Raw genomic sequence first — 19,988 nt, 5'->3', positions numbered from 1 at the left:
CCTAGTCGTCTTGCCCGTGACGCGCGCCCTAAACGAGCGAACGGTAAAGCTCGGCCGTCCTGACACCAATTGCCTCCCACGAAAATTGCTCGCGCGCGCGCGCGAGGCCCGCCTCACCCATGCGACGCCCCCGCTCGGGATCGTCAAGCACACGGATCAATCGATCGGCCATCGCCTCTTCGAATGCGCCCGGATCGAGCGGGGTTCCCGTTCCGCCCTGCATCTGCTCGATGGGAACCAGGTACCCCGTCTCACCGTCGACGATGACATCGGGGATACCGCCGGTGGCGGTACCTACCACGGGCAGCCCGAGTGCCATCGCCTCAAGGTTCACGATACCGAGAGGCTCGTACACCGAGGGAGTGATAAAGACCTGTGCCGCGGACAGGATCGCGGCAACTTCCGGCTGCGGGAGCATCTGAGAGATCAGCACGACACCCGAACGTCGTGCGCGAAGCGCCGCGACGAGGCCCTCTACTTCTGCCGCGATCTCGGGTGTATCGGGGGCGCCGGCGCACAGCACCAACTGAACATCGTCCGGCAGGAGCCGTGCGGCGCGAAGGAAATACGGCAGGCCCTTTTGACGGGTGATGCGTCCAACGAACACAACCGTGCGCCTCGTGGGATCGATTCCGTGCTGGGCGAGCACGCCGGAGCGCAGTTCATCCCCCGCATCTCCCACGGGCGCGTGCCACTTGTTTAGGTCGATACCGTTGTGAATGACGTGGACGCGCTGCGGATCAACCGCCGGATAGCAGCGCAGGATGTCATCGCGCATCCCGTTAGAGACCGCGACGATGGCGTCAGCAGCCTCGCAGGCGGTCTTCTCGACGTAAGACGACAGCCGGTATCCGCCGCCGAGCTGTTCCGCCTTCCACGGGCGCAGCGGCTCCAGCGAGTGGGCGGAAACGACATGCGGAATATCGCCCATCAGCGAGGCCACATGGCCCGCGAAGTTCGCGTACCACGTGTGGGAGTGAACCAGATCCGCCCCGTCGCAGGCCGCGGCGATCTCCAAATCGACACCGAGGGTGCGCAGGGCGGGATTCGCTCCGGACAGCTGCGGCAGATCCGAATGTCCGGTGACACCCGGCCCCGCCCCATCCGTACCGGGTTCGCGCGGACCGTCGAATGCCTGCACCCGCAGGTCGTCAACCAGTCCGCGCAGGACCTTGGCCAGTTCGAGGACGTGGACACCAGCTCCGCCGTAAACGTGAGGCGGATATTCGCGGGTAAGCAGATCGACGCGCATGATGTGGTCCTTCCGACAGTAGCGACGCGTATGACACATCGTATCTGATATCGCGTCGTTCCAATCCAAAACGAGACAATCTAGCAATTGATAGACATTTGTAATACAGTGTGACAACACCCACGGGCCTGCACCGTTGCAGGTCCCCACGACCAACGAAGAGGTGTCGCATGGCAAAGAACCACGTTTTGGCAATCGTTCTTGCGGGCGGTGAGGGGAAGCGACTGATGCCATTGACGGCGGACCGCGCAAAGCCGGCCGTTCCGTTCGGGGGTCACTTCCGCCTGATCGATTTCGCCTTGTCAAATATCGTCAATTCCGGATACCTCAAGATCGTCGTTTTGACGCAGTACAAGTCCCACTCGCTCGACCGCCACGTCACCAAGACGTGGTACACGTCCCCCCTGTTAGGCGACTTCATCGCCCCCGTTCCCGCCCAGCAGCGCCGCGGGCCGCACTGGTACCTGGGCAGCGCGGACGCCATCTACCAGTCACTGAACATCGTCGATGACGAGCAGCCCGAATACATCGTTATCATCGGCGCGGACAACATCTACCGCATGGATTTTTCGCAGATGGTCCAGCATCACATCGATTCGGGCCTGCCTGCAACGGTCGCGGGTATCCGTCAACCGATCGAGCTGGCCCCCGCCCTGGGCGTCATCGACGCACAAGGCGGCGTGGTCAAGAACTTCCTCGAGAAACCCAAGAACGTCCAGGGGCTTGCGAACGATCCGACGAAGGTGCTGGCGTCAATGGGCAACTACGTGTTCACCACGAGGGACCTTGTCAATGCACTGCGCGAGGACGCGAAGGATCCGGATTCGAAGCACGACATGGGCGGGAACGTCATCCCCTGGTTCGTTAACCGAGGAGAGTGCGGCGTCTACGACTTCCAGGATAACGACGTGCCGGGTTCGACCCCGCGCGACCGCGATTACTGGCGCGACGTCGGCACGCTGGACGCCTACTACGAGGCGAACATGGATCTGATCTCGGTGCACCCGGTGTTCAACCTCTACAACCGGAACTGGCCGACCATGACGATGATCGACGGATCGTTGCCTCCGGCGAAGTTCGTGTACGGCGATCGGAACTCTCGTCTCGGTCACGCAATCGACTCTTTCGTATCGCCCGGCGTGATCATCTCCGGTGGCGAGGTCTCCCGCTCGGTGGTGTCCCCGAATACCCATGTCCACTCGTGGGCACAGGTGAGCGATTCCGTCATTATGAACGGAACGCGAGTGGGACGCTCGTCGCAGGTCGTCAAAACGATTCTCGACAAGAACGTGATCGTCGAGGAAGGCGCCATCGTGGGTGTTGATCTTGAACATGACCGCGAGCGCGGCTTTACAGTGACCGAGTCTGGTATCACGGTTGTCCCTAAGGGGACGGTCGTTCGCAAGTGAGTCCCACTCACCTTATCGACCGGCCGGGTGTGCCTCGCATTTTTCGCGAAGCCGCGCCCGGCCTCGTCGTCACTGACGTCGATTCGACGTTGATCTCCCAGGAGGTCATTGAGGAGCTCGCCCAGGCGGCGGGAACGCGAGCCCAGGTTGCGGCGATCACCGCGCGCGCCATGAATGGCGAGCTCGATTTCGCGCAGTCGCTGCGGGAGCGGGTCGCGACTCTCGCGGGGGTTGACCGCTCCGTGTTCTTCGAGGTCCTTGCCTCGATCACGCCGACACGCGGCGCAAAAGAACTCATTGATGCGGTGCATCGTGTCGGCGGAAGGTTCGGGGTCGTCTCGGGAGGTTTCGAGGAGGTGGTCGCTCCCCTGGCCGCCTCCCTCGGGGTCGATTACTACGCCGCCAACCGCCTTGAGGTACGCGACGGGATGCTGACCGGTCGCGTGCTCGGGCGCATCGTCACCGCCCAGGTCAAGGTCGAGTGTTTGCGCTCGTGGTCCGCTTCCCTGGGTATCCCCATGGAGCGAACGGTCGCCATCGGCGACGGGGCAAACGACGTTCCCATGATGCGCGAGGCCGGGCTCGGCATCGCTTTCTGCGCGAAGCCGACGGTACGCGATCAGGTGGCAGTGCAGGTGAACGTACCTGACCTATCCCTCGTGATCGCACCGCTAGGCCTGTGCGAGGAACAGCAGGCGCAGCGCTAGGGTTCGCGGTCGGTCAGGCAGATCATCTGACCATCCCACCCCTCGCGCCACCTACGCGCGTATTCGAGGATGCGAGCGGGGTATAGTTCGCCGTCGATCGTCGCTGCGGCCTCGTCGATATCCCACCATCGCTGGGTGTCGATGACGGAGCGTTCGAGCTTCGTCCACCCGTCCCTGCTTAGCGCGGTCGACGGCGCGTGCGCGATGAAAAACCACTCGTCTTGGCGTGCCGTGACGGCCAGGAAGTCAAACTCCGCTGTCCGATAGAGGACGGGTCCGATGAGGTCGTGCGACTCCAGTTGTAACCCCGTTTCTTCGAACACCTCGCGTACAGCTGCACTGCGCGGATGCTCGCCGTCTTCGATACCGCCGCCGATCGTGAACCACCAGTATCTGTCGGGTTGATCTTCGTCATGACCCTTCGCCAGGAGGACACGACCAGCGTCATCAAAGAGGAGGACGCGGGCGGCCTCTCGATGGGGATAGCCATCCGCATCCAAGGGCCAGTCGAGTGCGCTCATGCTCCCAGGGTAGCCTGGCTGCGGCGCATGCCCCAGCCGAGCAGCACCCTGGTCAGCCCACCCCCATGAGCGTCAAGAACACCTGACGATCCCGGGTCGCCTCCTGAAGCTTGTCCCGCGTCGATTCGATTCGCCGTTGTTCCGCGCCGCACACATTCATCACCACCTGGTCCAGACCCAGGGATGCGAGCGCGTACATAAAATTCTTCATCGCTTTCTTCGCCGGGGCACCGCCGCCCGATACCCACCTCAGCGCGTTCCTGCGAAATGCGGGATCGCAGACCATCTGAACCTCACCGGCCAAAACCCACCCCTGATTGAGGTATGGAATGAGGCCGGCCGCAATATCACGTCTCTCGCGGCGCATAGTTGTGGCGACGAAACAGAGCCAGCAGCAAAACAGCGGCACGTGCACAAATACATAGATGACGTAGAACATCTCCTCCGACCGGGCGATGGCAGCCGACCCATTCCACAGGCCGTGAAGCGAGACGGCAATTAGGTAGGCCACGAGTACCGCGCCGATGCCGGCGCCCACTGACCGCGTTCGCGTGACAGCCCACCCGATTGCCCAACCCGTACACGTCGTGTACATCACATGCCCAAAAACACCCATGAAAACACGAACGAAGAATGTTTGAGCGAAGCGCCCGTCGTACACGGCACCGACAAAGTAGCCGAAGTCCTCGACAACCAGGAAGCCCGCCGCGGAAAAGCCCGCGTAGACGAGTCCGTCAAGCGGCGAGGAAATACGGTCCCGCCTAATCATGACGATCACCAGGACCCCCAGGGCCTTCATGAGTTCCTCGCCCAGTGGCGCGGCGACGACTCCCACGAATAGTTTGCCCGCATCCACGTTGCCGGTCGCATTCGCGACGGCCTCCTTCGACAGCGTGTTGGACAGCCCCGCGAAAAAAACAGCCACTCCCCCGCCCCACAGAAACGCCGCGGTCTTCGTCCACCACGGTTCGGGCTCGAAGCGATCGACGAACTGCAGGAAGAGGACGATAATGCCCAGGGGAACGAGGCAGCAGATCGCGAGGAATAGAGCCAGGAAAGGGCCGCTGGCCAGGAGGTAGCCTAAGATGCCGACGAGCATGAGCCCGGCCCCGGCGCCGATGACCAGGGCCTCAAATATGGGTAGTTTCTTTTCCGGTGTCGGCATCGCCCAGGCCTGAACAGCCTGCGGGGGTGCCTGCGGATACTGGACGGCGCCAGAACCGGGCATGGCGGGGGCTAAGCTCACGAACCTCTGGAACTCCGACGTGAACTGGCCGGGCGCTGACGTGTCATTCGTGGGCGCGGGCGCCCTCGTTAGCGAGGCTTCCGAAGCCGCTTCACCATGGCCTTTGCTCACCTGCGCTCGGGAAGGGGGCGGAACCGGGATCGGCGCCACCTCCGGCTGAGGAACGGGGGTGGATGGGCGCCTCACGGGCTCAGCAGGCTGGGGGATCGGCGCCGCTGCGCGATGGGGCTGCGGGATGGGAGCGAATGAGCGCGGAGGCGCAGGAATCTGTGGGGTATCCGTCATTTGTCTCTCCTTGTCATTCAGGCGATCTGGGCCCGCGCGGAAACAGCATTTGTTACGTCCTGCTGTTGCTCGGCGATTGACGTCAGGCGCAGGAACTCGCGCCTATTCTCGACTGTTTCGGAGAGGATCTGACGGTCGTGATCAATACGGGCAGGGTCCGGCCCGTGTTTCGCCATAAGGTGCTGATCAAGTCCCAGGGAGGAAAGGTGAGACAGGAAGGAACGCATGGCCCGCTTGGAGTCTCGCCCGCCTTGAACGGACCACTTCATGGCGGCCTTGCGCGAACGCCTGTCCGTCACCATCGTGACCTCGCCGGGCAGCACCCAGCCGGTGCGAACGTAGGGGACGAGGCCGACGCGAATTTTCTCGGGCTCCTTGCGGGCCGCGTGGGCCAGCAACGCCATCCACACGATGAAGGCTGGAACTTCAACGATGAAGTAGAACAGCAGGAAGAGACGACCCAGGTACGCAGACGCGCCGTTCCACACGAAGTGGACCAGCATGGCGAGGAACCAGAAGATGAGGACAATACCGGCCTTGGACCATCCCCTCTTAAACTTCAGCAGCGCAAGCGCGAGGCCGATTCCGGTCATGGACGTTGCCATTGCGTGAATGAACGGGCTGAGAAGTCCACGCAGCACGAAGACCAAAATGAGCTGCGTGGTTCCCGCGTTATCACTTCGCAGGTAGTAGAGAATGTCCTCGGCGAACATAAATCCAGCCGCGGAAAAACCCGCGTACACGACGCCGTCAAGCACCGAGTTAATGCGGTTGCGCCTGACGATGACGACGATCAGCACCCCCAGGCCCTTGAATGTTTCCTCCACGAGCGGAGCGATGAAGGTCGCGCCGAGCATGCTGGCCCTGTTTGCGTCGCCGATTGAGAAGGTGACGTTGTATTGCAGCGCTGTGTTGATGATGCCCGAAGAGAGCGTCGCGACGCCGGCTCCCCAGAGAAACAAGGCCCCTTTCGTCTTCCACGGCTCGGGATCCCACCGATCAATGCGCAAAAGAAAGCCTGCGACGATCGCCAGCGGAACGAAGGAGAGGAGCGTCGTCTTGACGAGCGAGAACACCCCCGAGGAGGCGGGGTAGAGCATCACGACAACGAGGCCGATGAAACCGAGAACCCCGGTGACCGTCATGACGACCTCGAACAGGGGAAAGGAGCGCAGCGCCTTCGGGGGCTGCCACACAGGCGCGGCGTCATCGGGCGCGGGCGCCGCGATACCGTTGGCCGAATTAATGCTCGCACTGCTGATCTTGCTCAGGCGGTAGTCTTCCCCCGGCCCACCCCAGTGGATCATGTCCATGTCAGTATCCCCGTCCGCCGATGTGTGTGTCGTCGTCAAAGTCGATGGGCTCAGGTATCGGCGCGTGTCCGGCGAGCCGAAGCAATTTTACCATTCGCGCAGACCGCAGGGCGCGAACGCCCGCCACGTCGACGTTGTGCACGTTTCGAGTCAGTTCGACGCGGTAGCACGTCGCGTCGAGCGCTTCCAGCCTGGCCATCCCCTGAGGATCCGCCGCGATCTTAGCGCGAACGGAAGCGGTGAGACCGTCTCGGATCGCACGCGACAGGGCGGATGCGCGTTCAAGTCGGGCAGCTACCTCCACGCGATCCCCCTGGCGTTGGGAACCGGCGCGTCGGTCGAGCCCATCGGTCGTCAGTTGGTCGCCGCCGTCTTGGATATACGCCCGCGCGGCGTAGGCGAGGCCACGGCTCACTTTTTCGTCCAGGGGTGCGGTATGCGCCAGCAGGTCCGCCTCGGAGGCGCGCCGCAGGAGCAGGCGTGAGAGCGCATCGCGGGAGGCGAGGATACGCTGATGGAGGCGGTCGAGCCTGCGGGCGCGGCCGATAGCGACGCTAACAATGGCCGAGAGAACAACGATGGCGAGGCTAAACGCGGCAATGGCCCAGGGCGTCAGCAGGATCATAGGGGTTCCTTCCCCCGCCGCTCGCGTCCCCGGATCAGGTCACGTGCCCTGCGCGTACCGGAGTTGGCGGGGCTTCCCATATCAATCGCGAGCTTGTACACCTCGAAAACCTTGTCCGCGACGGCCTCCCAATCGTATTGCGCGGACGCCCGCTGCCCCGCCTCCGACAGCTTTTCGCACCTGGCGCGATTCCCCAGCAAGTCAAGCAGTTCGGAGGCCAACGCAGCACGATTCCCAGTCTCAAAGAGCGCGCCCACGCGACCATCTTCGAGGACGGCACGGAACGCCGGGATATCGGAGGCGACGACGGCGGTGCGCGCCGCCATCGCCTCTACCAGGACGATGCCGAAGGATTCTCCCCCGGTCTGCGGGGCAACATAGATGCTTGCGCCGGCGAGCAGCGACTCCTTTTCCTCGTCGCTGATGCCCCCCAGGAAGGACACGGAATCCCCGAAACGAGCCAGCTCCTGGCGGATATCGGGGGCATCGCCCCGTCCCGCGATCAAGAAACGCGCCCCGGGCACGCTCTCCAAGATGCTCTCGATCGCTCCCGCAAAGATGCTGAGCCCCTTGCGTGGCTCGTCCAACCGTCCGAGGAAAACGATGACTGGGCGGGTGTCGGTCGACTGCCACTTGGGCAGCGGCGTTGCGGCGCTAAATGCAACCGTCTCGACGCCGTTGGGGATGATGATGGCGTCGCCTCCGTGGTGCTCAATGAGAGTTCGTCGTGCTTCCTCCGAAACGGCGATACGCACGCCGATACGTTCCATGTACAGTCGCATCGGAGCCGACGCGATCGCCCGCGAAAACGAACGCCCGAGCGACGCGTGGAAGGTACCCACGAGGGGGGCGCTCGATAGCATCGCCGCGGCCATCGACACCGAGGGGACGACCGGCTCGTGAACGTGGACGATATCAAAGGCGTTAGCCGACAGCCAGTGTCGTGTCCGACGCAAGGCCGCGGGCGACACCGAGATGTTGGCGACGGACCCGTTGAATGGAACCGATACCGATGTCCCAGCGGAGGTGATCCAATCAGGTAGGTCGGTTGAGGCCGACGGGGTCAGGACCCGCGCATCGTGTCCCCTGGAGCGCAGCTTGAGCGCCAGATCCCGAACATGAAAACCAACTCCCCCGGGGACATCCCACGAGTAGGGATTCACGATACCAATCCTCATCGACTCCTCCTCTCGTGCGCCGCCCTGGCTCGGGCCAGGCGATCAGGATCGAGGTCGTCGACAAACACTCTCTGCATCATGTGCCAGTCCTGCGCACTGCCCGCCATCATGGCCGCGAACTCATCGACCCAGGCCTGGGTCAACGCCTCGACCCGATTGACGCCCGATTCCAGCTGATCAGGCGTGACAATCGGACCGACGCAGCGCACGCGCACGTCGGCGCCGGTGGCCGTTTCGTTTTCGTAGGTAATACACGCGGCGAAGAGCGGGCGGTCGAGCCTGATCGCCAGCGCAGCCGGACCCGCCGCGACCAGCGCGCGGCTGCGTCCCAGGTTCACCTCGATGCCGGAACCCGAAATGTCGCGGTCGGCCAGAAGCGGAACAATGACGCTGCGAGAGCGCACCCGCTCAACGAGGGTGGAGAAGACGGATTCGCCCTTGCCCACGCCGATGATCTCCATGCCCAGTCCCTCGCGGAGGGCAACGAAGCGATCAAAGAGCGAGGAAGGCTCCACCTTCTCGGCCACCGTCACGATGCCGCGTCCCTGCGAGCAGACCCACGCTCCCGCGCGGTCCCAGCTACCGGAATGACCGAGGGCCAGGACCACCGGACCGTCCTCGCTGGCCGCCGCCAAAGAATCGAAGCCCTCGAAGTTCACGCCCTCCACCAGGGGTTTGCCCCTGTGCGAGCCGAGCATCAGCTGTTCCGCGTAATTGCGGATGTGCGATCGAACGGCGGCCGTCATGAACCCGGGAGAAGGTTCCATTCCCGTGAGGCGGGTGATGTTCGAACGCAGGCGAAGGACAGATGGTCCCCCGAGCCACGCCGCAATCCCCGCGCCGACGTGCCCCGCGCGCATGACGACCCGTAGGGGGATATGAGGCGCAATCGCAAAAGCGAGCGACAGGGGCGAAAAGGTCACCGCGTTCCCTCATCGATCGTGCGGGCGGTGAAGTAGATTCGTTGGCACACTGTCACGAAGGACGCACAGGCGACCCACGTCAGGCCGAGGGCGAACACCCACTGCGGGGCGCCCACGCTCATGATCATTGCCGACCCGTTGCCCACGATCAACCGGTCCGCGCGTTCGGCGATACCAAGCTTCGCGACGACGCCGACCGATTCCGCGCGGGCGCGCGCGTAGGGAACAGTTGCGGCGCCGACGATCGAGCAGATACCCGCGATAATCGTCCACGTGCGGACGGGAGTATCGGCCATGTTAAACACCGCGTAGGCGGTGAGGGAGCCAAAGACCGCACCGTCAGCCAAGCGATCAAGCGTCGAATCCAGGAACGCGCCGAATCGGGTGCCACCGGTCGTCATGCGGGCCAGGGTCCCGTCTACTGCGTCCCCGAACATGACGACCGCCAACGCGATGCCGCCCTGCCAAATCCACCCCCTCGGAATGCAGATCACCGCGATTGCGATCGAGGCGACGGTGCCGACGACCGTCACCATGTTGGGAGTGACCCCCATCCTGGCTAAGATTCGCGCGAGAGGAGTAAAGACGGTCTTCGCGATAGAACGCCCGTGATTTCCGAGCATCAGTCCTCCTTCGGCCAGGCAAAAGCGAGCCGCACACGCGCGTCTTCAAGCAGCTCGGGCACGGCCTTCGTCCGCGCGATGATCGGCAGGAAGTTCGCGTCGCCCGGCCAGCGTGGGACGATGTGCTGGTGCAGGTGAGCGGCAATCCCAGCACCGGCCACCTCACCCTGATTCATTCCCAGGTTGAATCCCGCGGGAGCGGAGACCTCGCGGCACACCCGCATGGCGGTGGCCGTGAGCTCTCCCAGCTCCACGCGTTCTTCATCGCTCAAGAACGCATAGTCGGAAACATGACGGTACGGGCACACGAGCATGTGCCCAGAGTTGTAGGGAAACAGGTTCATGAGCACGAAGCATGACCGGCCCCGATACACGATGAGCCCCTCGTCATCGCTCTTGTCGGGGGCGATACAAAACGGGCAGGTACGATCCGATGAATCCGCCGGTTTTCCCTCCCCGTGGATGTATGCCATCCGATAGGGGGTCCAGAAACGACCGAAACCGTCCGGGACGCCCGCGAGAGAGCGGGCGTCCTCGGTCGGAAGCGGGCTACCTGGCGTGCCGTCACCGTCGGTGTTAGCGTCGCTGTTCATGTCTCTCACGCCTGGTCGAGGCCGTCGATGTGGTCGCTGTTGTGGCGCCCCCTGATGTGGGCGTCGATCAGTTCGACCGCACGATCAACGACGATTCCGTTGTGTTGCGACCCGTCGCGCAGACGGAACGACACGGCTCCGGCCTCCACGTCCTCGCCGCCCGCGATGAGTGTGAAGGGAATCTTCTCCTTGGACGCGTTGCGAATCTTCTTGCCGAAACGGTCATCGGAGAGATCGGTTTCGACCCGTACCCCGCGTTCGCGCAGCTTCGCGGCAACGTCTTTCACGTATCCGTCGAATGCCTCGGCAACGGGGATCAAACGCACCTGGACGGGGGCGAGCCACGCCGGGAACGCGCCCGCGTAGTGCTCGGTGAGCACTCCGATGAAGCGCTCAATGGAGCCAAACTTTGCCGAGTGGATCATGACCGGCTCGCGGCGCGTTCCGTCGGGGGCCGTGAATTCCAGGCCGAAGCGGTGCGGCTGGTTGAAGTCGTACTGGATGGTGGACATCTGCCACGTGCGCCCGATGGCGTCCTTGGCCTGGATGGAGATTTTCGGGCCGTAGAACGCGGCGCCCCCCGGGTCGGCCACGCACTGGAGACCCGTATCGGCGGCGCAGCGCTCCAGGATCGCGGTGGCCTGCTCCCACTGCTCATCGGTGCCGATGAACTTGTCCTTCTTCTTGCCGTCGGTGTCGCGCGTGGACAGCTCCAGGTAAAAGTCGGTGAGCCCGAAATCCTGGAGCAGGCGCAGGATGAAGGTGAGCAGGTGCTTGATCTCGTCCTGCGCCTGCTCCGGCATGACGTAGCTGTGCGAGTCGTCCTGGGTGATGGAGCGCACGCGGGTGAGGCCCTGGAGCACGCCGGACTTCTCATCGCGGTAGACGGTGCCGAACTCGAAGAGTCGCAGGGGCAGCTCCCGGTAGGACCGCCCGCGGGCGCGGTAGATGAGGTTGTGCATCGGGCAGTTCATGGCCTTCAGGTAGTAGGCCTGGCCCTGGTCGTCCATCGGGGGAAACATGCCGTCCGCGTAGTAGGGCAGGTGGCCGGAGGTGTGGAACAGTTCCTCCTTGGAGATGTGGGGCGTGGCCACGTACTGGAAGCCGTTGGCGATGTGCGACTCGCGCACGTAGTCCTCCATGACGCGCTTGAGGACGCCGCCCTTGGGGTGGAAGACGGGCAGGCCGGGACCGATCTCCTCGGGGAAGCTGAACAGGTCCAGTTCGGTGCCGAGGCGGCGGTGATCGCGGCGCTCCGCTTCCTTTATGCGCTCCTGGTAGGCGATCAGGTCGTCCTTTGAGGCCCAGGCGGTGCCGTAAATGCGCTGCAGCTGGTCGCCGTCCTGGTTCCCCTTCCAGTAGGCGGCGGACGCCTTCGTCAGGGCGAAGCCGTTACCGATTAGCCTGGTGGATGGCAGGTGGGGGCCGCGGCACAGGTCCTTCCATGCGACCGAGCCGTCGCGGCGCACGTTGTCGTACATGCTCAAGGTGGCGCCACCGACCTCAACGGAGGCCCCCTCCGCTCCCTTGCCCTTCGTGGTGACCAGCTCAAGCTTGTAGGGCTGGTCGGCCAGTTCGACACGGGCCTCGGCCTCACCGATTTCGCGGCGTACGAAGCGCTGTCCCTCCTTGATGATGCGCTTCATGCGCTTCTCCAGCTCGCGCAGCAGCTCGGGGGTAACCGCGTCAATGTTGCCGAAATCGTAATAGAAACCGTCGGTGATAAACGGTCCGATGCCGAGGTTCACGTCGGGGAAGACATCCTGGACGGCCTGGGCGAGCACGTGAGTGGCGCTGTGGCGAAGGATGTCCAGGCCGTCTTCGCTATCGAGGGTGATCGATTCGACGCTCGTCCCCTCTTCGAGCAGCGTCGCCAGGTCGCGAGGCGTGCCATCGACCTTGATTGCGACAACGTCGCGTGTCTTTTCGAACCACGTGGCGCCCGTGGTCCCCGCCGGCACTGTTTCGGGCTGTCCGTTGATGACGAGCGAGATATCGGGCACTGTGTCTCCTCTGGTTCGATGGGTACGCGCGATTGCGCTGTTGGTGGGATTCTATCGCCCGGGGGCACACGGTTCAGGAGCGGCCACGCCAGTCCTTGATGGCTTTCGCCGCCGCCAGCGCCCGGTAGGTACCCTTCTTGATGGGCATGTCCCAACCGCCGGGAACATCTGTGACGTGCGCGGCGAAGGCAATCTTGTATTTGCCGACGCGAAACAGGTCGGGGCAGCGGGGGGAATGTGCGCCCATGAGGTCAAATTCGCGCACCCCGTCGCGGGCAAGGTATTCGGCGGCCAGGAAATCCAGGACGGGGGGTTGTCGCAGACGCCGACCGTCCTCGGTGGATGCGCCGTATTCGGCCTGCGCGCGGATGCCTTCGACCAGGCAAAAGTCCCAGCACAGGATGCTACCTTGTGCGTCCCGCATGGAAAAGATGCGGGCATGTTTGGGGCCAAGGGTGCTCAGCAGGTCCATGTAAACGGCCTTGGGGTGGGGGCGGAAGCCATCGCGCCGCGCCGTTTCCTCCATGACCGCGTAGTACTCGTCGATAACGGATGCGGCGTGTGCGGTGTCCTCATGGAAGGTGACGCCCTCAGCCTTTCCCTTCTTCAGCCCGCTGCGGATCGATCGCCTGCCGGACTTGGGCATGGTGGCAAGAATCGCGTCTTCGGTCTTCCCCGAGGTGTCGATGACGACCGTGCGATCATAGGAGATGGTTTGCAGCGGCATGCGCAGGTCAGGGTGCTGGTAGATGGCGTGCAGGCGCACGAAGGCAACGGAACGATCCTTGGCCCTGATCTCGCGCAGCAGGTCGGCTCGTAGCGCCGCTTCACGTTCGGGGGTAGCCTCCTTGATCCACGCGGGCCCCCACTTTGCCCACAGGTAACGGACGCCGCGCACCGAATACTTGTACAGGGTAATGAAGGCGACCTTCGTATCGTCTTCGCACCATGCGTAGCGGCCCCACACGCCGTGCCCCTGGGATTCTTCAAAGGCCTCCCACACGCATGCCTGCTCGATGGGCATGGAACGGTCCTGGAATCCTGAGACCGCAGCGGTCTTGTCATCCTGCGAGATGGGGACGAGTGCGGTGATCGTCATGGTGTCCTCGTTCGTCGAAAGTACAGGGCGCGTGTAGGTGGTCAGTCTAGCAGGGGCTCTCCCCTATCAACGAGGTCGTGGAGGGACAAAAGAGGCAGTCCGCGGACTCGAGCTCAATAGGAGGTCTCCGTCGGCTCGGGGTAATAGCGCGCAAACTTACGGCGGTGGTTTTGCTTTTGGAGCCACACGGTGAGGTTTCGGCGCAGGTCCTTCTCAATGGGGTTCAGGAGGAGATCGAAGCGGCGACCCTCCCGAATGATTCTCTTCACCCTCCGACGCAGGTCCTCGTCCGTGATGTAGCGCAGGAGGAGGGAATCCGGAACGAGCGTATAGAGGATCTCGTCGGTTGCCTGAGCCTGTTCGCACGCCACGCCGTCGATGAGGTCGGCAACCATGGGAATCATCGGATTTGCACCGGCTGCCGCCATGTACCAGTTGTTACGCCCGATGCGCGGGTTGACCTCCAGGAAGAGGGCGCGTCCGTCGCTAGGATCGATCTTGACATCGAGGTTCGCGAACCCGCGGTAGCCGTTTTGCGTCAGTAGCGCGCACGCGTCAGCCCACAGCGAGGGGAAGTCCTCGGTGATCATGGCGACGGGGTTACCGATCATCGTGGGCGCATGATCTTCGAGGAGCACGCGAGCCGACCCGATGAGGGTGACCTCGCCCCGTGAGTCGACGTAGGCGGTGATCGACCGCATCGCCGTGTTATCTCCCGGAATGAGCTCCTGAACCAGGAAAGTGTCCCGAAAACCGACGTCTTTGAGGGTCTCCCACAGCTGCGCAAGCTGCGCGGGCGAATCGATGAACCAAATCTTGCGTTTTCCCTCAAACTCAAGCATGTCGTAGGGTTCGCCATTCGCAGGCTTGGCGACCACGGGGAAGTCGAAGGGAATCTCCGGAGCGCACCAGGCATCGTCGTTACCCCCCGAGAATTCCACGGCAAGTGTCCGGGGAGTGTTGATTCCCACACGCTCACAGGCCCGAGCAAACTCCGCCTTGTCCGTGAGGCTATCCATCACAGTTTTGCTGGGGAACGGGAGCGCGTAGTGGGGCGAGAGAGTCTCCATGTTCCGGGCGACGAACGCGGAGAAAATGTCGTGATTGGCCATCAGAATGAGCTTCTTGTCACCACGGTCCCCCGCGATGGTCATCAGGGCATCCAGCAGCTGCGTGTCGTCTGCGTGAGCGCCCACGTGCCGGACGTCGAAGAAGGTCGACCGGGTAATCGACTTGGTCGGCTGCGAACCGACGCAGATGCAGTCACAACCGAAGGCCTCGTTGAAACAGCGCCCGATTCCGTAGACCCCGAAGTCTCCCCCGATGATCACGGGCAGGATGTCCTCTCGGGGTGTGAGCGGACGAGGCCGCGTCAGATATTCGATCGTCATACCGCAAGCCTAGCGCCTGGTAGGATGACGGTACGTTCCCTGAGATCGCTCTCACCGACAAGGACATAGACATGAGCACTCCGTTCCCACCTCAGAATCAGCCCCCCTTCCAGCCGCAGCAGGGCGCGCCCGGGTATCCCGCACAGGGGGGATATGCTCAGGGGGGTAACCCCCAGGGGGGATATGCTCAGGGGGGCAACCCCCAGGGCGGATATCCTCAGGGCGATTACGCTCAGGGTGGCTTCCCCCAGGGCGGTGGCCAGCAGGGCTACGGCTCCCCCATGTATGGCCAGCCCGCATACGCCGGTGGACCGATGGGTCCCCAGCCCTCCGGTTCGAACACGGGGAAGATCGTCGCCATCATCGCGGGCGCATTCGCCGTAGCGCTCATTGTCGGGCTCGTGATCTACCTGCCTCTGCGCGGTGGTTCTTCCAACGAAGACACGACCGCCAACCCCACGTCGGCCGGACAGCCGACCTCAGCGCCCTCGGCCCAGCCGCCCTACGGTTCCAACCCGTCGGGTCAGCCTTCCTCTGCCCCGTCGAAAGGTTCTGGCTCGGCACCCGGAAACGGCAGCGGTTCTCAGGACGGCGTGGAAAATATGTTTATTTCTGCCTGCAAAACAAAGCTGTCCTCTCAGATCAGTTCCGCTTCCTTTTCGGACGAGAAGCTGACACGGACTGGATCGTCCTCCCAAGTCGACACCTATAACTACGACGGACGCGTCACTGGCGTCAGCACCAAGAACAACAAGAAGATCGACGCTTCCTTTAGCTGTAAGGGTGTCTACGACAAGTCCACGGGGATCGTTGAGATCCTCGCCTCTGGAACCAAGTGACGTCGGCCGTTTGGCCTGCCCCGCACTTGTTTTCCTCCACCGGATAAATCGTTGACATCCGCCTTCCAGCGCTCAACCGTATCGACATCAGGGAGCCGTCATGTCCAATCCTCTTGACCCCAATCAGCAACCCATTTCCGGCGCCGGGCATGGTGTGGCTGGCCCGTATCCGGGCGGGCAGCAATTTGGCGCTCCCTACGATCCGCGGTCCGCTCAGCAGACGCCCGCCACCGGAGGATTCTCGGGCTACGGCCAGAATCAGCCCGGCTGGGCCCCGCAGCCTCAGCAGGGCTACTACGGCGTTCAGGGTCCCGCCCTCCAGGGAGTGGCTTACCCGAACGGATCCTACGGTTCTTTCGGCGGACAACCACAGCAGAGCGGCCCTAAGAAGGGGCTCATCATCGGCATTATCGGCGCCGTGATGGCGTTCATCTTGTTGATAGTTCTCGCACTCGCCCTCACCCAGAATGGAAACCGCTCCTCGGATCGCTCCGCCTCACCCACAGCGCCGGGTGGCGCTACCCCCGTGCCTTCCGCAACTCAGCCCAATCCCGGCTCGGCACAAAACCCTTCTTCGGCGCCCGATAATAAGTCGCAGAATTCTTCGAACGAGGTGAGCAGCGAAGAGGAGCGCAACGTCAAGGAGGTGTGTCGGGACGCCCTCATGCAGAGTGTCAGCAAGGGGAGCATCGACGATTGGAAGGTTGATCGTGATGGCGCCAACGAGGCTGGCGAACCACAGTTTCTGATGACGGGTAAGTTTAACGGGACGCTCTCGTCGGGGCGTAGCGGTGTCTTTAATTTCAAGTGCACCGCAGTGCACCACCCCCAGGAAAAATCGTACGAAGCGTGGGCCAGCCTCGACACGAAGTAATCCACTTTCCTGACGAGTACGCGTGTCACCGCGAATCTCCTCGTCGTCTCGTCATCACGCCTAGTTGGCGGCTTGTCACGGCGTCGCGCCGCGCTCAACGCATCGCTTCCTTACAGCCCCGCGCCATCGCATTGCTGTGACCGACCCCTCATTGACGAGGTTTGCCGGAGAAACAGCGCTGTTCGTTGAACACGCCATACCGGCGCATGGAGGCTCCGCCCGCTCGGATAAAACAGCGTACGCTCCCAGGCCGGCCTGGCCTCGACACACAAAAACCGGATCGTACGATCCGGTTTATCTGGTGGGCGATACTGGGATCGAACCAGTGACCTCTTCCGTGTGAAGGAAGCGCGCTACCCCTGCGCCAATCGCCCGAGGTGGGTACGGGATTCGAACCCGTGTGGACGGCTTTGCAGGCCGCTGCCTCGCCTCTCGGCCAACCCACCACGCCCAACGGGATCGTGTGGATTCCCGACTGAGAGCGGATGACGGGACTCGAACCCGCGACCCTCACCTTGGCAAGGTGATGCTCTACCAACTGAGCCACATCCGCGTGAACCGCTTGTGCGGCCGGGCGAACGCCCGCCTATCCTGTCGCCAGGACGACCGTGGGCGATACTGGGATCGAACCAGTGACCTCTTCCGTGTCAGGGAAGCGCGCTCCCGCTGCGCCAATCGCCCGAGCGGATGACGGGACTCGAACCCGCGACCCTCACCTTGGCAAGGTGATGCTCTACCAACTGAGCCACATCCGCGTCTGCCGAAACGCCAACCGTCCCGTGCAACGGATAAAACGATAACAGACCTCCCCCTGCGAACGCAAAGCCAAGAGTCAGTTATCCAAGTCACACGACCTCTGCGGGAAGATTACTGCCGGTCGGTGCGCTTTCGTGCCACTCTTGAGGGTATGGATACTCGACCTGGTAAGGCGTACCCTCTGGGCGCTACATTCGACGGAACCGGTACGAACTTTGCGATTTACTCGTCTGTCGCCACTTCGGTGACCCTGTGCTTGCTAGACGAGAGCCTCAACGAAATGCGAATCCCGATGACCGAGGTGGACGCGTGGGTCTGGCACGTCTACGTTCCCCAGGTGCGCGCCGGGCAGCGCTACGGCTACCGAATCGAGGGCCCGTGGGACCCTCGCAACGGCCTGCGATGCGACCCGTCCAAGCTCCTCCTCGATCCCTACGCAAAGGCGATCGAGGGCCAGCTCACCGACTCGATCGACCTCCTGTCCTATCGCGCCGACGATCCCCTGATCCTCAAGGGGGGCGATTCCACGGAGTCGACCATGCATTCGGTCGTGGTTAATCCCTTCTTTGACTGGGAGGGAGATCACAGCCCTGGACACGACTATTCGGAGACCATCATTTACGAGGCCCACATCAAGGGCATGACGATGCGGCATCCGGAGGTACCAGAAGAGCTGCGGGGAACGTATGCGGGCATGGCGCATCCCGCGATCATCGAACACCTGTGCAAGCTCGGCGTGACGGCGGTCGAGCTCATGCCGATCCACCAGTTCACCAACGACACGACGCTCCAGGCCAAGGGCCTATCCAACTACTGGGGCTACAACACAATCGGTTACTTTGCCCCGCACAACGCCTACGCGGCCTCGACCGATCCCGGGGCACAAGTGTCGGAGTTCAAGGCTATGGTGAAAGCCCTGCACGCGGCCAACATCGAGGTCATCTTGGACGTCGTATACAACCACACGGCGGAGGGCAACCACATGGGCCCCACCCTGTCGTTCCGCGGCATCGACAACCCCTCGTACTATCGGCTGGTTGACGGGGATCGCCAGCACTATTTCGACACGACGGGCACGGGCAATTCGTTGCTCATGAGCTCCCCGCAGGTTCTCCAGCTCATCATGGACTCACTGCGATACTGGGTAACAGAGATGCACGTGGACGGTTTCCGATTCGATCTGGCCTCCACGCTCGCCCGACAGTTCGCCGAGGTCGACCGCCTATCCGCTTTCTTCGACCTGATCCACCAGGATCCTGTGGTCTCGCAGGTCAAGCTGATCGCCGAGCCGTGGGACGTCGGCGCGGACGGCTACCAGGTGGGTGGCTTCCCTCCGCTCTGGTCGGAATGGAATGGACGTTACCGCGATACGGTCCGCGATTTCTGGCGAGGCGAGTTCTCATCCCTACCGGATTTCGCCTCCCGACTGGCAGGCTCGTCGGACCTTTACGGGACGACCGGGCGCAAGCCGATGGCGTCGGTGAACTTCGTGATCGCGCACGATGGCTTTACCCTGCGCGACCTGGTCTCTTACAACGACAAGCACAACGAAGCAAATCTCGAGGGTGGCGCGGATGGCGCGAACGACAACCGTTCGTGGAACTGTGGCACCGAGGGTGACACGGACGACGAAGAGATCGTTGAATTGCGCTACCGCCAGCAGCGAAATTTCCTCACGACTTTGATGTTCTCACAGGGCGTTCCGATGATCGCTCACGGGGATGAGCTCGGACGCACGCAGCGCGGCAACAACAACGTGTACTGCCAGGACAACGAGCTGTCTTGGATTGACTGGAAACTGGACGAACACGATCACAAACTGTTGCAGTTCACCCGCCACCTCATCCACTTGCGTCGCGATCATCCGGTCATGCGCCGTCGGCGATTCCTTGAGGGGCCCGCGCGGCGCGGCGGCGAATCGGAGCTCGGTGAGATCGAATGGTTCACCCCGGCCGGAACGCACATGACGGAAGAGGAATGGAATCAACCGTGGGCCCGCTCAACGATGGTCTTTTATAACGGGGATGCAATCTGCGAGCCGGACGCAAACGGGCGCCCAATCCTGGACGATGACTTCCTCCTGCTTCTGAACGCCGCGCCGGAACCGGTCGACTTCACGCTGCCGGACACAAAGTACGGACACGTGTGGTACACGGTCGTCGATACCGCTGGCGACGATGATCACCGTGAATATCATTCCGGGGACATTGTTCACGTCACGCCACGCACATCCTTTATCCTGCGTAACCCGCGAGGTTTATGACGACAGCCCCATTGAGGATAAGCCATTACTCGAAAAACGTACCGGCTACTTATCGAGATTAGCCTCAGCGGCGCGTCTGTACCAAAAG

The 19,988-nt window shown here is 62.7% G+C and carries 17 protein-coding genes and 5 tRNA genes; 5 read left to right on the top strand and 17 right to left on the bottom strand.

The features are described 5' to 3' along the window. Window positions 1-28: 28 nt before the first annotated feature. Window positions 29-1,252, bottom strand: coding sequence for a glycogen synthase (gene glgA / locus BLT68_RS01325; protein ID WP_074632532.1), 1,224 nt, complete (start codon window positions 1,250-1,252; stop codon window positions 29-31). Between the two features lie 170 nt (window positions 1,253-1,422). Between glgA and BLT68_RS01320 the strand changes: the two genes are divergently transcribed. Together BLT68_RS01320 and serB are read left to right on the top strand one after the other, a co-directional pair. Then, the gene (locus BLT68_RS01320; RefSeq protein ID WP_070778997.1) at window positions 1,423-2,661 is read left to right on the top strand and encodes a glucose-1-phosphate adenylyltransferase; all 1,239 of its coding nucleotides are present in this window, start codon (window positions 1,423-1,425) and stop codon (window positions 2,659-2,661) included. Further along, window positions 2,658-3,368: a phosphoserine phosphatase SerB gene (gene serB, locus BLT68_RS01315; protein ID WP_050694673.1), complete on the top strand. Its 711-nt coding sequence runs from the start codon at window positions 2,658-2,660 to the stop codon at window positions 3,366-3,368. Before BLT68_RS01320 ends, serB begins: the two co-directional genes overlap by 4 nt. Here the strand turns inward: serB and BLT68_RS01310 are convergent. The 11 genes from BLT68_RS01310 to BLT68_RS01260 form a co-directional block, all read right to left on the bottom strand. Continuing rightward, window positions 3,365-3,889: an NUDIX hydrolase gene (locus BLT68_RS01310; RefSeq protein ID WP_050694672.1), complete on the bottom strand. Its 525-nt coding sequence runs from the start codon at window positions 3,887-3,889 to the stop codon at window positions 3,365-3,367. The genes serB and BLT68_RS01310 overlap by 4 nt on opposite strands. 52 nt (window positions 3,890-3,941) lie before the next feature. Continuing rightward, the gene (locus tag BLT68_RS01305; RefSeq protein ID WP_232618784.1) at window positions 3,942-5,135 is read right to left on the bottom strand and encodes a PrsW family intramembrane metalloprotease; all 1,194 of its coding nucleotides are present in this window, start codon (window positions 5,133-5,135) and stop codon (window positions 3,942-3,944) included. A gap of 302 nt (window positions 5,136-5,437) precedes the next feature. After that, window positions 5,438-6,733: a PrsW family intramembrane metalloprotease gene (locus BLT68_RS01300; RefSeq protein ID WP_074632530.1), complete on the bottom strand. Its 1,296-nt coding sequence runs from the start codon at window positions 6,731-6,733 to the stop codon at window positions 5,438-5,440. 1 nt (window position 6,734) lies between these two features. After that, window positions 6,735-7,358: a hypothetical protein gene (locus BLT68_RS01295; protein WP_050694670.1), complete on the bottom strand. Its 624-nt coding sequence runs from the start codon at window positions 7,356-7,358 to the stop codon at window positions 6,735-6,737. Beyond that, a complete protein-coding gene (locus BLT68_RS01290; protein WP_070778996.1) occupies window positions 7,355-8,536 on the bottom strand; it encodes a glycosyltransferase family 4 protein in 1,182 nt (393 codons plus the stop codon). Before BLT68_RS01290 ends, BLT68_RS01295 begins: the two co-directional genes overlap by 4 nt. Next, on the bottom strand, window positions 8,533-9,459 hold the full coding sequence (locus BLT68_RS01285) for a phosphatidylinositol mannoside acyltransferase (RefSeq protein ID WP_074632529.1): 927 nt from the start codon (window positions 9,457-9,459) through the stop codon (window positions 8,533-8,535). The genes BLT68_RS01290 and BLT68_RS01285 overlap by 4 nt, the downstream gene beginning before the upstream one ends. After that, window positions 9,456-10,082 carry a phosphatidylinositol phosphate synthase gene (pgsA, locus tag BLT68_RS01280; RefSeq protein ID WP_050694667.1) on the bottom strand — a complete coding sequence of 209 codons (627 nt, stop codon included), beginning with the start codon at window positions 10,080-10,082 and terminating at the stop codon, window positions 9,456-9,458. The genes BLT68_RS01285 and pgsA overlap by 4 nt, the downstream gene beginning before the upstream one ends. Continuing rightward, window positions 10,082-10,675 carry an HIT family protein gene (locus BLT68_RS01275; RefSeq protein ID WP_050694666.1) on the bottom strand — a complete coding sequence of 198 codons (594 nt, stop codon included), beginning with the start codon at window positions 10,673-10,675 and terminating at the stop codon, window positions 10,082-10,084. The genes pgsA and BLT68_RS01275 overlap by 1 nt, the downstream gene beginning before the upstream one ends. Window positions 10,676-10,680: 5 nt before the next feature. After that, entirely contained in the window at window positions 10,681-12,678 is a 1,998-nt protein-coding gene (gene thrS / locus BLT68_RS01270) for a threonine--tRNA ligase (protein ID WP_050694665.1), read from the bottom strand. Window positions 12,679-12,751: 73 nt separating this feature from the next. Beyond that, window positions 12,752-13,777 (bottom strand): lipid II:glycine glycyltransferase FemX, encoded by a 1,026-nt coding sequence (locus BLT68_RS01265; RefSeq protein WP_050694664.1) that lies wholly within the window; start codon window positions 13,775-13,777, stop codon window positions 12,752-12,754. Between the two features lie 113 nt (window positions 13,778-13,890). After that, complete coding sequence (locus tag BLT68_RS01260) at window positions 13,891-15,168, bottom strand: carboxylate--amine ligase (protein ID WP_070778991.1); 1,278 nt, start codon at window positions 15,166-15,168, stop codon at window positions 13,891-13,893. A 71-nt stretch (window positions 15,169-15,239) separates the two neighbouring features. On the opposite strand from BLT68_RS01260, the gene BLT68_RS01255 reads away from it, so the two are divergent. Then, complete coding sequence (locus BLT68_RS01255) at window positions 15,240-16,007, top strand: flagellar basal body-associated FliL family protein (RefSeq protein WP_050694662.1); 768 nt, start codon at window positions 15,240-15,242, stop codon at window positions 16,005-16,007. 100 nt (window positions 16,008-16,107) lie between these two features. After that, window positions 16,108-16,881: a hypothetical protein gene (locus tag BLT68_RS01250; protein ID WP_070778990.1), complete on the top strand. Its 774-nt coding sequence runs from the start codon at window positions 16,108-16,110 to the stop codon at window positions 16,879-16,881. Window positions 16,882-17,180: 299 nt separating this feature from the next. Here BLT68_RS01250 and BLT68_RS01245 read toward each other — a convergent pair. The 5 genes from BLT68_RS01245 to BLT68_RS01225 form a co-directional block, all read right to left on the bottom strand. Next, window positions 17,181-17,255 (bottom strand) — tRNA-Val (locus BLT68_RS01245). A gap of 1 nt (window position 17,256) precedes the next feature. Further along, a tRNA-Cys gene (locus BLT68_RS01240) sits at window positions 17,257-17,327 on the bottom strand. Window positions 17,328-17,361: 34 nt separating this feature from the next. Next, window positions 17,362-17,434 (bottom strand) — tRNA-Gly (locus BLT68_RS01235). A 56-nt stretch (window positions 17,435-17,490) separates the two neighbouring features. After that, window positions 17,491-17,562, bottom strand: a tRNA-Val gene (locus BLT68_RS01230). 1 nt (window position 17,563) lies between these two features. Further along, a tRNA-Gly gene (locus tag BLT68_RS01225) sits at window positions 17,564-17,636 on the bottom strand. Between the two features lie 152 nt (window positions 17,637-17,788). On the opposite strand from BLT68_RS01225, the gene glgX reads away from it, so the two are divergent. Continuing rightward, window positions 17,789-19,900: a glycogen debranching protein GlgX gene (glgX, locus tag BLT68_RS01220; RefSeq protein ID WP_050694660.1), complete on the top strand. Its 2,112-nt coding sequence runs from the start codon at window positions 17,789-17,791 to the stop codon at window positions 19,898-19,900. Window positions 19,901-19,988 lie beyond the last annotated feature (88 nt).

The sequence above is a fragment of the Schaalia meyeri genome (assembly GCF_900105015.1).
Taxonomy (GTDB): Bacteria; Actinomycetota; Actinomycetes; order Actinomycetales; family Actinomycetaceae; genus Pauljensenia; species Pauljensenia meyeri.
The sequence above is the reverse complement of the archived record's forward strand: the minus strand, read 5'-3'. Positions and strand labels throughout refer to the sequence as shown.